Raw genomic sequence first — 15366 nt, 5'->3', positions numbered from 1 at the left:
GGTATTAGAAGGATCGCGGCGCGTCGGGAAAATTCACTCGGATTGTCCGACGGTATCTATCGTTGGCGACGCTGTGACCGCCTGGTTACCATGCGCCTTTCGCCAACCCCAATGAATACTCGCCATGGCCCTCGCCGCACCCCCCGATCTGACGGATACCGATGTGCCGGTGCAACCGCTGGCGCGTACCTATCCGCGTGGTTTGTTTATTGAGCCGCATGAGCATGTCTGGGGGCAGTTGCTGTATGCGATGAGCGGGGTGATGTGGGTCGAGACCCCGCATGAGGCGCTGGTGGTGCCGCCGCAGCGCGCGGTGTGGTTGCCGCCCGGAGTGCCGCACGGAATTCGCGTGGTCTCGGACTTGCAGATGCGCAACATCTACCTGCGCCCGGCGCTGGCGGCGACGCTGGATGCGACCGTGCAGGTGATCGAGGTCGGTGGTTTGTTGCGCGAGTTGATCGTCGGTTTGGTGGCGCAGGGTGACAGCGGCGAGCCGGCTTATTACGACGCCCTGGTCGGGCTGGCGCTGCTGGAGCTCAAGCGTGCCCGGCGCTCGGCATTGAAGATCCCGCTGCCCGACGATTCCGACCGGCGCCTGATGAACCTGTGTCAGGCGGTGATGGCGGCGCCGTCGCTGGACATTCCGTTCGAGCAGCACGCGGAAAACGCCGGGGCCAGCGTGCGCACGCTGGCGCGGTTGTTCAGGGACAGCCTTGGCATGGGCTTCGCCGAATGGCGGCGGCAGGTGCAACTGGCGACGGCGGTGGCCGAGTTGATTCAGGGCGTGCCGGTGAGCGCGATTGCTCGGGAGCTGGGGTATTCGCCGAGCAGTTTCAGTGACATGTTCCGGCGCGAGCTGGGCGTGGCGCCTTCGCAATTCTCCACGGCCTGAACCCGATCCCTGTAGGAGCTGCCGCAGGCTGCGATCTTTTGTTCTTGTTTTCAAAATCAAAGTCAAAAGATCGCAGCCTGCGGCAGCTCCTACAGGGGGATGTCGGTCTTTTGGCCGAAATTCAGAAGTCCTTGGCCGACACCTCTGCCGATCCTTCCCTAGACTCTGCCCATTCCTTTCACGCGGCGGAGTTTTCCATGAACTACCTGATTTCGCTGGCCATCGGTCTGGGTGTCGGCCTGCTCTATGGCGCGCTGGACTTCCGTTCCCCGGCGCCACCGGCCATCGCGCTGGTGGGGCTGCTGGGCATGCTCGCGGGTGAGCAGCTGTGGCCGCTGGGCCGGCAACTGGTCGCCGGTTGGTTGTCCTGAATGTCTTTTTTTTCCCTTTGGTGGATGTCCTCATGAAAGCACTGCAATTTGATAAAACCGGCGATCTGTCCTCCCTGCGTTTCGTCGACGTACCGACCCCAATGCCCGGCGCTGATGACGTGCTGGTCGAGATCAAGGCCGCCGGCCTGAACCCCAGCGATGTGAAGAACGTGCTCGGGCGTTTTCCCTACACCACGTTGCCGCGGATTCCCGGGCGCGATTTCGCCGGTGTCGTGGTCGAAGGCCCGCAGGCGTTGCTCGGTCAGGAAGTCTGGGGCACCGGGCGCGAGTTGGGCTTTTTTGCCGATGGTTCGCACGCGCAATTCGTCAAATTGCCGGCCAACGGCGTGGCGCATAAACCGTCGCACTTGAGCTTCGCTCAGGCAGCCAGCCTCGGCGTGCCTTACACCACCGCTTGGGATGCACTGGAGCGCAGCCTGGTGAGCGCTGAAACCCGTTTGCTGGTGATCGGCGGTGGTGCGGTGGCGACCGCGGCGTTGGCATTGGCCAAGGTGCGCGGCGCGCAGATCCTCGCGGCTGCGCGGCGGCCGGAGCAGGTCAAGGCGTTGCAGGCGCAGGGCTATCCGACGATTCAGCTGGATAAGCCCGAAGACCTCGGCGTGCAGGTCAACGCGGTGTACAGCGGCGGCGCTGACGTAATCTTCGACACCACCGGTTTCTGGCTGCCGGCCTCGGTGGCGGCATTGGCAGCGTTCGGCCGCATCGCGATCATCGCCGCACCGGTCGACGGCCATGTGCAGTTGCCAGTGCTGGCGTTGTACCGCAAGGGCGGTTCGGTGGTCGGGATCAACTCGCTGCTGTACGGCGTGCAAGCCTGTGCGGCGATGCTCGAGCAGTTCGGGCGGTTTTTCGATGAGGGACTGTTGCCGTTGCCGCAGGCGTGGGTGGAAGTGCCTTTGGCGCAGGGAGTGCAGAGCTATGCAGAGGTGAATCATGGGTGTGGGGACAAGGTCATCCTCATCCCCTGATCTTCCAGACACCGCATAACCTGTGGGAGCTGGCTTGCCAGCGATAGCGGTAGAACAGTCGATCAAGATATTGACTGAACTGGCGCCATCGCTGGCAAGCCAGCTCCCACAGGGCTCGTTTTGTGCTCAGGATTGTGGAACGCCGTTTTCCCACGCCGACCAGTTTTTCAGAATGTCCTGCACCAGCGGATTACCCGCGCGATAGAGGTTTTCCAGCGCCGGCACGAACCCGCCCTGATCGGCGTACTTCAGCAGATTGTCCACTTCACTGCCGCCCGGCGCCGGGCGGTCGAAGTCGGAGCCAGCACGCACCACGGCCAGACGCTGCACATCCACCAGACCTTCGCGACTGGCACGCAGCAGCGCTTCATAGGTCGAGTTGTCTTCCTGTTGCGTGGTGCAGTACTCACCCTTGTTGTCGGTCAGCAATTGGGTCCAGACCTCCGCGCGTTCGCTCAGGCGCGTACCGGAAAACCAGGTGTTGCCTGCCAGCGTGTCGCAGCGCGTAACCACTGGCGGCTGGTTGGCCGGGGCTGACGGGTATTTCCGGCGCCACGCCGCCGATTCCTTGCTCTCGCTCAGTTCGACCTTGTGGCTCAGGGCGAAGGCCTTGGCCTGCAATTTCGGGTTGAGTTCGAAGACTTCGGTCTTGTAGTCCAGCGGTGGTTTTTCGTTTGGCCCCTTGGTGTTGATGCCCAGGTAGCCGGTCGGCCAGCTCGCCGGCGCATCGCGCGAATCCAGCTCCCATTGCGTACCGAACTCCACCAGGTAATGCGCCCACGCGGCGGTGCCGATGGTCCCGTGTTTCGGGCTGATGCCGGCGATCCCGGCGATCAGAAAGTAGCTTTTGCGCAGGTCGAATTTCGGCGACAGGGCCAGTGCCAGGGTTGAAGCAGCGGCGTTGGTCTGACCCATGCCGGTGGTCAGCAGGCACACCTGTTGTGCGTTGCAGCGCACGGTCGGGTACTCGGCGGACAGGCCCGGCACGCGGATTTCCTGTTGCAGATCGAGGCGCTCGATCCAGTGCTGCGCCTCGGGGGCGAACATGGTGATCAGCACCACTTTCGGCTGGATCGGCGCTTGCGCCGCCCACGCCGTGGAAGAGAGCAGGGCCGCAGCGGCCAAAGTCAGACGCGTCATTGCTTGCATGAAAATCTCCTGAATTCAGAACTGGTAGCCGATGCCGGCGTAGTAACCCCAACCGTTGGAACGTGCGCGGAAATTGCCGTCGCCGAAGTTCAGCTCGCTGCCGTCCTCCCAGTTGCCGCCGTTGTGGAAATAACGGCCGACCAGGGTGAAACGCAAGTGGGTGAACGAGTACAACAGCACGTTGGTCGCCACCGTGGCGTTGGCGGTGCGCGCCGGGTTGTCCTTGTGGATGTCGGAGCCGAAGTCGAAGTTGGTGAAGCCGATGTAGGTCAGCGACGCGCCATTGCTGAATTTGTCGATGGGCACGATGTACTTGAGCTGCGCGCGGTAGCCGTCCCACGAATATTCATTGCTCGCGCCGTAGTTTTCCCACTGGTAGCGACCGTACAGGTTGGCCGACAGGTTGACCCGCGAATGGGTGTCGATGTCGGTGCCGAAGCCGCTGTACAGGGTGTTGGCGCGGTTCTCTTTACGGCTGCCGTGATCGTAGATCCAGTCGAACGCCACGTACCATTCCTTGAACGGGCCGATGGCCAGGCTGCGGCCGGCGAGGTAGTCGATGGAGATGCGCGGCTCGTGCTCCATGAACACCGGTGAGCCATGGTCCCACACGCCTTTGTCGTGGCTGTTGCCGATGTTGAAGATCTTCGGAATGTCGATGTAGCCGTACAGCTCGAACGGCCCCTTGCGCCCGAAGTACTCGTATTCCAGATAGATGTCATCGGCCGGTTGCGGGCCGAAGCTGATGTCCTTGCTGCCGATCAACGTCAGGTCCTGGTTGTACCAGTCCGACAGATACGCGCCTTTTTTCGCCGGGGCAGCTTCCGGGCTGAGGGCTTCGCCCTGGGCCGATTCGTCGGGCAGCGCCGGTTGCGCCAATGCGCTGTGGCTGAGAACTCCGGTAACGCCGGTCAGTAGCAGGGAAACAGCAAACGTGCGCGCAAACGGGGCGCGAAGAAGGGAAGCAGCGTGCATTCAAAGTCCTTTTTTTGCGGATCAAGGCCCGGGTTCTGCGGGTCTGTACGGTTTTGTTACGAAAAAGCCGATATAGGCAGGTCGCAAACGTTTGCACAACACGTACCAAGTCGCTCCGATTGCCCCTGTAGAGGCTGCGGCACGCTGCGACCTTTGGATTTTGTTTTTAAGGATCAAGATCAAAAGATCGCAGCGTGCCGCAGCTCCTACAGGGGGATGTCGTTTAGGCAGAGTCCTGTGTTTAGGGGCCGAAACCCGCGGTTTAGACGGCCGTAGTATTAAAGTATTAACACCATTTAATCAGTGCCCCATTGCGGGGCGTCTACTAGCTTGTCAGCCATGACGCGGTTTTGTGATGACCGTCGCAGTCTTGATTCGCGTGTGGAATAAGCCCGACGTGCACGCCTTCAAGGAAGAATTTGGCCACGACAAGGAGTAGCCCGTGGAAGCAAGGTTTGGTGTCGCCCTCGTTTCGCGTTTTTCCCCTCTTTCCCTTGCCGTGCACCTGAGCGTTGCCGGACTTTTGTTCGGTGGGGTCAGCGAGCAGGCGCTCGCGACGTGCTCGGCGGCAGGTTCGACGATTACCTGTTCGGGCGTCCCGACGCTGCCGCTGTTTCTCAATGACTACAGCAGCGCCACCAGCGGCTTGACGGTCAACGTCAACTCCGGGGCGCAGATGAACGCGACCCTGGGTGGCAAGGTCATCAACCTGACCGGGGCCAACATCAACCTGAACAACTCCGGCACCCTCGACCCGGCCTTGCTGGGCCTGGTGTCGATCCTCAGTGGCGGTGCGTTCATCGGTACCGGCGCGACCAGCACGGTGAGCATCGTCAACAACGCCACCGGGATCATTCGCGGTACCGGCATGCTGCTCGGGCTCAACCTGACCAGCATCGACGGGCTGGGGATTGGCGTGAACAACTCGGTGTCGGGCACCACGACCATCACCAACGACGGCACCATCACTTCCACCGGGCTGTCGGTCGGCGGCATCACCCTGGCCGATACCCCGGTGGTCGGGGTGTATGGCGGTTCGCAAGTCAACATGACCAACAGCGCCAGCGGCACCATCAACGGTCGGATTGCGTTCGAGACGTCGGTTGCGGGCAACACCTTCACCAACGCCGGCAACATCACCGGCGGTGTGTCGATGGGGGCGGGCAGCACCAACACCTTCTACGCGATCACCGGTTCCAGCGTTAACGTCGGCGACGGTGTGCAAGTCTCCGTCGGCCTCGGTGGCCTGATTGGCATCAACCTGACCTTCGCCCCGACCGGGACGATCGATGGCGGCGCAGCGGGCACCAACACGCTGATCCTGCAAAACCCGATCGGCCTCGGCGGCGGCACCACCGGGACCGGCACGGCGTCCAGCGCGACCTACGTCAACTTCAACAACCTGACCCTCAACAGCGGCACCTGGACCTTGCAAGGGCCGTTGGTCAGCGGTGCGACCACGCTCAATGGCGGTGTCGCGCAGTTCAACGACAACGCGGCGTTCGGCAGTGGCGTGCTGACGTCCAACGGCGGGATTCTGCAGGCCAGCAATGCCGGTTTGACGCTGGCCAACCAGATCAACCTGGGCGCCGGCGGCCTGACCCTGCAGGGCATCAACGGCACGACCCTCAACGGTGTGATTTCCGGCACGGGCGGCCTGACCAAGATCGGCAGCGGCCAGCTCAATCTCAACGGCATCAACACTTACACCGGCAACACCGTGCTCAATGGCGGTGTGGTGCTGGTGGGCAACAACCAGTCGTTCAGTACCGGGGGCATCACGGTTGGCGGCTCTTCGAGCATTTCGGCAACGACGCCCATTTCGCTGGCGAACGCGATCACGCTCAACAGCACCCTGACCGCGACCGGCACCGGTGCGCTGACCCTGGGCGGGGTGATCAGCGGCGCCGCCAACCTGACCAAAACCGGCAGCGGCAGCCTGACCCTCAACGGCAGCAACACCTACACCGGGATCACCAGTCTCAGTGCCGGGACCTTGCGCGTCGGCAACAACAACGCACTGGGTACCGGGGTGCTCAACACCAGCAACGGCACCAGCCTCGACAGCACCGGCAACGTGATCCTGGGCAACAACGTCGGCATCACCGGTGCGCTGAACGTGCTCGGCAGCAATGCGCTGACCCTGGGCGGCATCGTCTCCGGCACTGGTGCGATTACCAAGAGCGGCACTGCCAGCCTGACTTTGACCGGCAACAACACCAACAGCGGCACCACCGCGCTCAACGGCGGCACCTTGTTCGTCGGAAGCAACACTGCCCTCGGCACAGGCGCATTGAACGCTGCGGCCGGCACAACACTGGATGCAACCACGGCGGTGACGCTGGCCAACGCTGTGGCGCTGGCGGGCGGGCTGACCATCGGTGGCACTCAGGCGCTTGGCTTCAGTGGCGTCATCAGCGGCGCCGGCAACCTGATCAAGGGCGGCACTGCGAACCTGACCCTCAGCGGCAACAACACCTTCTCCGGCGGCACGGCACTCAATGCCGGTACGCTGATCGTCGGCAGCAACACCGCGCTCGGCACCGGCGCACTGACCACGGCGGCGGGCACCACCCTCGACGCCAGCACCACCGTGGCGCTGAGCAATGCGGTCGCCCTTGGCGGTAACCTGAACATTGCCGGCAACGCCAACCTGACCCTCGGTGGTGTGGTCAGCGGCAGCGGCGGGCTGACCAAGAACGGCGCGGCCAACCTGATTCTCAACGGCGCCAATACTTTCCTCGGTGCTGTTGCGTTGAACGCAGGCACCATCACCGCGGGTGCCAATGCTGCGCTCGGCAGCGGCGATATCACCGTCGGCGGCGCTGCGACTCTCGACAGCAATACAGCGGTGACGCTGAACAATAACGTCATTCTCAACAACAATCTGGGGATCGGCGGCAGCAACGGGCTGACCCTCGGTGGCGTGATCAGTGGCGCCAGCCAGTTGATCAAGAATGGCACCGCCAACCTGACCCTCAACGGCGCCAACACCTTCACCGGTGGCACCGCGCTCAACGCCGGCAGCCTGACCGTCGGCAACGGCGCGGCACTCGGCACCGGCACGCTGACCGTGGGCGGTGCGGGCGCAACGCTCAACAGCAGCGCCAACGTGGCGCTGAACAATGCCATTGCCCTGAACGCCAACCTGACTGCCGGCGGCGCCAACCCGCTGACCCTCGGTGGCGTGATCAGCGGCGGCAGCAATTTGATCAAGACTGGCTCTTCGACCCTGACCCTCACCGGCAACAACACCTACACCGGCTCTACGTCGCTGAACGCCGGGACACTGGTCGTCGGCTCCAACACTGCACTCGGCACCGGCGTGCTCAACGCCGGCAACAACACCACGCTGGACGCCAGCACCGCGGCGAGCCTGGCGAACAACGTCAACCTCGGTGGCAACGTGACCCTCGGCGGCAGCAATGCGTTGACCCTCGCGGGCGTGGTTTCCGGCGTCGGTGGGTTGACCAAAAGCGGCCCTGCCGACCTGATTCTCAACGGCGCCAACACCTACTTCGGCAACACCGCACTCAACGTCGGAAAGCTGATTGTCGGCAGCAACACCGCGCTGGGCAGCGGCGCATTGAACGCCGCGGCGGGCACCACGCTGGATACCAACACTGCCGTTACGCTGGGCAATCAGGTCAATCTGGCCGGTGCGATGAGCGTGGGTGGCAGCGCAGACCTGACCCTCACCGGAACTGTCGCCGGAGCCGGCAGCCTGGTGAAAAACGGCGCGGCCAATCTGAGCCTCAACGGCACCAACACCTACGTCGGTGGCACCACACTGAATGCCGGTACGGTGACCGTCGGCAATAGCTCGGCTCTCGGCACCGGTGTCTTGACCGTTGGCGGTGCGGCAACCCTCGACAGCAGCTCGCCGCTGGTCAGCCTGGCCAACGCGGTCGTGCTCAATGCGGCACTGAGCGTCGGCGGAACGCAGGACCTGACCCTCGGCGGCGTGATCAGCGGTGCCGGCCAGTTGATCAAGAACGGCGCGGCCAACCTGACCCTCAACGGCACCAACACCTACAGCGGCGGCAGCACCCTCAACGCCGGCACCCTCACCGTCGGTGCGCCCGGCGCCTTGGGCAGTGGCACCCTGACCGTCGGTGGCGCCGCGACGCTGGACAACAGCAGCGCTTTCACCCTCGGCAACAACATCACCCTCGATGCCGGGCTGACCTTGGCCGGCAACAACGGGCTGACCCTCAGCGGTGTGATCGACGGTACGGGCAGCCTGACCAAAACCGGCCTGGATGACCTGGCTCTCAGCGGCACCAACACCTTCACCGGCGCGCTGAACATTGCCGCCGGCAGCGTCACCACCCTGAGTAGCGGAGCCCTGGGCAACACCTCCGGCGCCAATATCAGCGCCGGCGCCAGCCTCAACCTCGGCAGCGACGCCAGCCTCGACGGATTGAGCGGCAGCGGTAGCGTGCAGATCGCCGGCGGCAACACATTGACTGTGGGCGGCGTCAGCAGCACCAGCACCTTCGACGGCGACCTCAGTGGCAACGGCGGCCTGACCAAGGTCGGCACCGGCACCCTGAACCTGACCGGGATCAACGGCATTGTTGGTAACACCGCCGTCGACGGCGGCACCCTGAACCTCAGCGGGTCGCTGGCCAGTACCCAGGTCAATGTCAATACCGGCGCGAGCGTAACCGGCAGCGGTTCGCTGCTCGGCACTCTCAACATCAACAACGGCGGCCACCTGGCGTTGTCCTCGGGTACCACCCTGTCTGCCGCGTCACTGGTGCTGGCCGCCAACAGCAATATCGATGCGAACCTCGCCACGCCATCGACCACTTCGCTGATGAACGTCGGCGGCAACCTGACCCTCGACGGTAACCTCAACGTCACCGATGCCGGCGGCTTCGGCGTCGGTGTCTATCGCCTGTTCAACTACGTGGGCGCACTGACCGACAACGGCCTGACCGTGGCCGGTGTACCGGTGGGTTACGGCCTCGGCGACATCCTTGTGCAGACCCTTGGCAATCAGGTGAATCTGGTGGTGTCGGCGCCTAACACCAACCTGCGCTTCTGGGACGGCAGCCAGACCATCCCGAACGGTAATGTGGACGGCGGCAGCGGCACATGGACTGCCGGCGGCACCAACTGGACCAATTCCAACGGTACGCTGAACCAGACCTGGGCCGGCGACTTTGCGGTGTTCCAGGGCACGGCCGGCACGGTGTCGGTCAACGGCACCCAGCTGTTCACCGGGATGCAGTTCCTCACCGATGGCTACAGCGTGATCAACGGCGCGTCGGGTCTGTTGACCGCTGTTAATGGCAGCGGTGGCACCACGGCGATGCGGGTCGACCCGGGCGTGACCGCCACGGTCGGCGTAAACATCAACGGCAGCGGCATCCTCAACAAACTCGATGCCGGCACCCTGGTACTCAACGGCGCCAACAGCTACACCGGCGGCACGCAACTGGACGGCGGCACCCTGGTGGTCGGCAGCAACACCGCCCTGGGCAGCGGCGCGTTAATTGCCAATGCCGGCACGCAACTCGACAGCAACACCGCCGTGACCCTGGCCAACGCGGCCACGCTCAATGGCAATCTCACCCTGCTGGGCAGTAATGCCCTGACCCTCAACGGTGTCATTTCCGGCACCGGCGGCTTGATCAAGAACGGTTCGGCCAGCCTGACCCTCGGTGGCAACAACGCTTTCCTCGGGCCGGTGGCGCTGAATGCGGGAGGCCTGATTCTGGCGTCGAACAGCGCGCTGGGTTCGGCGACCCTGAACGCGGCGAACGGCACCACCCTGGATGCCAGCGGCGCCTTCACGGCAGGTAACGCGATCAACCTGGCGGGTAACTTCGGCATCGTCGGCAGCAACGATCTGACGCTGAGCGGCGCGATCAACGGCGCCGGCAGCCTGACCAAGAACGGCGCGGCCAACCTGATCCTGAGCGGGGCCAACAACTTCCTCGGTGGCGTCACCCTCAACGCCGGCACCCTGACCACCGGCAGCAACGGCGCCCTCGGTCTGGGCAACCTGACCGTGGCCGGTGCCTCGGCGCTGGACAGCAACACCTCGGTGTCGCTGGGCAACAACGTGGTGCTCAACGCCAATCTGACCAACACCGGCAACAGCGACGTGGCCCTCAGCGGCGTGGTCAGCGGTACCGGCGGTCTGATCAAGAACGGCGCGTCCAACCTGACCCTCAACGGCATTAACACTTACAGCGGCGGCACCACGCTGAACGCCGGCACCGTGACCCTTGGCACCTCGGCGGGCCTGGGCTCCGGCGCGGTCACCGTGGCGGGTGCGTCGACCCTCGACACCACCGCGCCGCTGGTGCTGGCGAACAACGTCAACGTCAATGCCAACCTGAGCGTGGCCGGCAACAACAACCTGACCCTCGGTGGTGTGATTGCCGGGGCGGGCACCCTGACCAAGAATGGTCTGGCCGACCTGACGCTGAACGGCAACAACACCTTCAGCGGCACCTTTGATGTGCAGTCCGGCAGCCTGACCACGCTGGGCAACTCGGCACTGGGCAGCAACGCCGGGGTCAATCTCGGCGCTGCGGCGACGCTGAATCTCGGCGGCTCCGGCAGCCTCGCCAGCTTGACCGGCAGCGGCACCGCACTGATCGGCGGCGGCAACACCTTGAGCGTCGGCGGCAGCAACGCCAGCAGCCTTTTCGCCGGTGTACTCACCGGCACTGGCGAATTGAGCAAACTCGGTACCGGCACGCTGACCCTGGCCGGCCTCAACAGCCTGACCGGCAACACCACGGTCAACGCCGGCACCTTGAACGTCAGCGGCTCGCTGGACAGCGCCAGTGTGCTGGTCAACAGCGGCGGCACCCTGACTGGCGGCGGCTCACTGGGCGGTGCCGTGACCGTGGCCGATGGCGGTCATCTGGCCGGCGCCACCGGCAGCACCCTGTCGGTAAACTCGCTGGTGTTCAACGCCAATTCCAACTTCGATGTCGGCCTCGGAGTGCCGGTTTCCGGTGGCGGCAATGCGCTGGTCAACGTCGGTGGCAACCTGACTCTCGACGGCACCCTCAACGTCAGCGACATCGGCGGTTTTGGCAGCGGCGTGTATCGCCTGATCAACTACACCGGTGGCCTGACCGACAACGGCATGCTGATCGGTACAGTGCCGGGCAGCGTCACCCCGGGGGACCTGACCCTGCAAACCGCGCTGGCCAACCAGATCAATCTGCTGGTCACCGCACCGGGCGTCACCGTGCAGTTCTGGGACGGCAACCAACTCGTCGCCAACGGTTCGGTCGATGGCGGCAGCGGCACTTGGGGCACCGGCACCACCAACTGGACCGACGTCAACGGCACCACCAATCAGGCCTGGACCAACAGCTTCGCGGTGTTCCAGGGCACAGCCGGCACGGTCACCGTCAACGGCGCACAAACCATCACCGGCCTGCAGTTCGTCACTGATGGCTACAACCTGCAGAACGGCACGGCCGGTGCGCTGAACCTGGTCAACGGTTCGCTGGGTAACGCCACCGTGCGAGTCGATCCGAACGCCACCGCGACCCTTGGCGTCGCGCTCAACGGCAGCGGCACCCTCGGCAAATATGACAGCGGTACGCTGGTGCTCAATGCCGCCAACGGCTACACCGGTGGCACCGCGCTCAACGGCGGCAAGATTGTCGTCGGTAATAACACGGCGCTGGGCACTGGCGTCTTGACTGCCGCTGACGGCACCGCACTGGACAGCAACGCGGCCGTCACGCTGGGCAACGATGTGGTGGTGAACGGTGGCCTGACTGTCGCTGGCAGCAACGCCTTGACCCTCGACGGTGTGGTCAGCGGTGGAGGCAGCCTGATCAAGTCCGGCGCTTCGAGCCTGACCCTCAATGGCAGCAACACCTACAGCGGCGGTACTCAGCTCGATGGCGGCACACTGGTGCTGGGCAACAACAGCGCGATCAGTAGCGGTGCACTGAGCGTGACCGGCAACGGCACTCTCGACAGCAGCTCGGCGCTGCAACTGGCCAACGCGATCAATCTGGGGTCGCAACTGACCCTGGCCAGCAACCAGAACACTACGCTGCTCGGCGCCATCACCGGCACCGGCAGTCTGGTGAAAAACGGCAGCGGTGATCTCGTGCTCAGCGGTGCCAATACCTACAGCGGCGGCACCACGCTGAACGCTGGCACGACCACTGGCGACACCAGCAGCCTGCAAGGCGCCATCGTCAACAACGCGGCGCTGACCTTCGCGCAAAACGCCGACGGCAGCTACACCGGCAACCTCACGGGCAGCGGCACGCTGAACAAAACCGGTACCGGCCAGTTGCTCCTGACCGGCAACAACACCTTCACCGGCAACACCTCGGTGCAGGCCGGCGACCTGATCGTCAATGGCGTGCTCAACAGCGCCAACGTCAACGTCGCCAGCGGTGCGCAAATCGGTGGCAGCGGGCAACTGGGTGGCAACGTGCAACTGGCCAGCGGTGCAACGCTGAGCGGTGGCGGCTCGGCCACGCCGTTGTCGGTCGGTGCGCTGGCGCTGTCCTCGGGGACCAACCTGGACTTCAGCCTCGGCTCGGCCGCCAGTTCGACCACGGTGGTCAATGTTGCCGGCAACCTGACCCTCGACGGTACGCTGAATATCAGCAACGCCGGCGGCTTCGGCACCGGGGTCTATCAACTGTTCCGCTACGGCGGCAGCCTGACCGACAACGGTCTGGTCTACGGCAGCCTGCCGGTGTCGGCGGCCAACCTGACCCTGCAAACCGCGATTGCCAATCAGGTCAACCTGCTGGTGCAGGGCACACCGGGTGAAGTGCAGTTCTGGAACGGCGGCACCACCAACCCTGACGGCAGCATCGGTGGCGGCAGTGGCGTGTGGGGGCCGGGCACCAACTGGACCGATCCGAGCGGCACGCAGGCACTGGCGGCCAATGGTCAGTTCGCGGTGTTCGGCGGTCAGGCCGGTACCGTCACTGTGCAGGGCAATCAGAACTTCACCGGCCTGCAGTTTCTCGCGGGGGGATACAGCCTGGTGCCGGGGGCTGGCGGCACGTTGACGCCGGTCAACGGTGCCGACGGCAGTCTGGCGCCGGTACGGGTCAATGCGGGGGCAAGTGCGGAAATTTCCGTACCGCTGGTGGGTACGGGTGGTATCGAGAAACTTGACTCTGGCACGTTGGTGCTCAGTGGCGCCAACACCTACAGCGGCGGCACCACCGTCAGTGGCGGTACGCTGATCGGTAACACCACCAGTCTGCAAGGCAACATCACCGACAATGCCACGCTGGTGTTCCAGCAGAATACCAATGGCCAGTTCAACGGAATTCTCAGCGGACTCGGGGCGATGGCCAAACGCGGCGCCGGCACGTTGCTGCTGACCGGCAATCAACCGTTCAGTGGCACCGTTTCGGTCGATCAAGGCCTGCTGCAAGTCGGCAGCCGTGCGGCCCGGGCTTCGCTGGGCGCCCAAGTCACGGTCGCCAATGGCGCAGGCCTGAGCGGTAACGGCAGCGTCGGTTCGGTGGTCAACCACGGTGTGGTCGCTTCCGGTGGTGCTGACGGCACCTTGAGCGTGGCCGGCAACCTGACCAACAGCAGTGATGGTGTGCTGGCGCTGACGGTCAGCTCGCCAACCGCGACACCGTTGGCGGTGGGCGGTACGGCGGCATTGGGCGGCGGTCTGGTGGTCAACAGCCTGGCGCCATTCACCGGCAATACCACTTACTCGCTGATCACCGCCGGTGGCGGCGTGACTGGCACTTTCAGTGCAGCCGATCTGCCGCAGTACGCGTTCCTCGACAGCTCGCTGGTCTACGGCGCCGATTCGGTCACCTTGGCCGTCAGCCGCAACGGCAACTCGTTCGCCGACGTCGCCGCCACGGGCAACCAGCGCGGCACCGCCACGGCACTGTCCAACAACGGTGCGGCTGGCGCGGCGTTGCAGAACCAGATCGTCAACCTCAGCGTGGCCGGTGCGCGCAATGCGTTCGACAGCCTCTCCGGGGAAATCCACGCCAGCACCGCCAGCGCCATGCTTGAAGACTCGCGCTTCATTCGCGAGGCGGTCAACGACCGCATGCGCCAGCCATCGTGCAGCGCTGCGGATGATCCGCGTCGTACCCTGGCACCGAGCGACACGCAACTGAGCAGCAACGGTTGCCACGGGGAAATGGTCGGCTGGATCCGGGCCATTGGTGCCTGGGGCGACATGGGCGGCGACAGCAACACAGCCAAAGTCGATCGCAACCTCGGCGGTTTCATGCTCGGTACCGACAAGGCGCTGGATGACAACTGGCGTGCCGGGATGGCGGCCGGCTACACCCGCAGCAACCTCAACGCGCATGATCGCAACTCGGACGCCAAGGTCGACAGCTACCACTTGGCCGGTTATCTGAACTCGCAATTCGATGCACTGGCGGTGCGCCTCGGCGCGGCTTACAGCTGGCACAGCATCGAGACCAAACGCGACGTCAGCGTCGGCAGCTACAACGATCGCCTGAAGGCCGATTACGACGCGCGCAGTGCGCAGGTGTTCGGTGAAGTGGGTTACGCGATCAACGCCGCCGGTGTTGCCATCGAACCGTTTGCGGGTCTGGCCTACGTCAATTACGACAGCGATACCGCCAAGGAAAAAAGCGGAGTGGGGCGCCTGAAGGCCGACGCCGATCAGGACATCACTTACTCGACCCTCGGCGTGCGCATCGGCAAGTTGGTGACCCTGGCCAACGGCAGTCAACTGACGCCACGCGCAGCCATCGGCTGGCGGCACGCCTACGGCGACACCAAACCTGACGCCGACCTGACCTTCATCGACGGCGGCGCCTCGTTCAGCACCCAGGGCGTGCCGATTGCCAAGGACAGCGCATTGCTTGAAGCCGGCATCGACTTCCAGGTCACCCCGACCGGCAAGCTGGGCATCGGCTACTCGGGCCAGGTGTCGAGCGACAACAACGACAGCGCGTTCAACATCAGCTTCAGTCAAAGCTTCTGAATCATGGTCGAAGTACTTTAGCCGCCC

Annotated in this window: 6 protein-coding genes; 4 read left to right on the top strand and 2 right to left on the bottom strand. The window is 64.2% G+C overall.

All coding sequences use genetic code 11. The annotated features are described in order from the left end of the window. Window positions 1-124 precede the first annotated feature (124 nt). The 3 genes from L6D63_RS18835 to L6D63_RS18825 all read left to right on the top strand — a co-directional run bounded on the left by L6D63_RS18835 (window position 125) and on the right by L6D63_RS18825 (window position 2252). Entirely contained in the window at window positions 125-892 is a 768-nt protein-coding gene (locus L6D63_RS18835; protein ID WP_236170370.1) for an AraC family transcriptional regulator, read from the top strand. 197 nt (window positions 893-1089) lie between these two features. After that, window positions 1090-1263: a DUF1427 family protein gene (locus tag L6D63_RS18830; protein ID WP_073471384.1), complete on the top strand. Its 174-nt coding sequence runs from the start codon at window positions 1090-1092 to the stop codon at window positions 1261-1263. Between the two features lie 32 nt (window positions 1264-1295). Next, window positions 1296-2252: a quinone oxidoreductase family protein gene (locus tag L6D63_RS18825; RefSeq protein ID WP_131670091.1), complete on the top strand. Its 957-nt coding sequence runs from the start codon at window positions 1296-1298 to the stop codon at window positions 2250-2252. Between the two features lie 126 nt (window positions 2253-2378). Here L6D63_RS18825 and L6D63_RS18820 read toward each other — a convergent pair whose 3' ends face one another. Further along, the gene (locus tag L6D63_RS18820; protein WP_131670092.1) at window positions 2379-3401 is read right to left on the bottom strand and encodes a purine-nucleoside phosphorylase; all 1023 of its coding nucleotides are present in this window, start codon (window positions 3399-3401) and stop codon (window positions 2379-2381) included. Between the two features lie 15 nt (window positions 3402-3416). Beyond that, window positions 3417-4376: a nucleoside-specific channel-forming protein Tsx gene (locus L6D63_RS18815; protein WP_121184643.1), complete on the bottom strand. Its 960-nt coding sequence runs from the start codon at window positions 4374-4376 to the stop codon at window positions 3417-3419. 442 nt (window positions 4377-4818) lie between these two features. Here L6D63_RS18815 and L6D63_RS18810 point away from each other — a divergent pair, with 442 nt between their 5' ends. Continuing rightward, the gene (locus L6D63_RS18810) at window positions 4819-15339 is read left to right on the top strand and encodes an autotransporter-associated beta strand repeat-containing protein (RefSeq protein WP_236170369.1); all 10521 of its coding nucleotides are present in this window, start codon (window positions 4819-4821) and stop codon (window positions 15337-15339) included. Window positions 15340-15366 lie beyond the last annotated feature (27 nt).

This window comes from Pseudomonas parakoreensis (assembly GCF_021602155.1).
GTDB lineage: Bacteria > Pseudomonadota > Gammaproteobacteria > Pseudomonadales > Pseudomonadaceae > Aquipseudomonas > Aquipseudomonas parakoreensis.
This window is presented reverse-complemented; position numbering and strand designations above follow the sequence as displayed.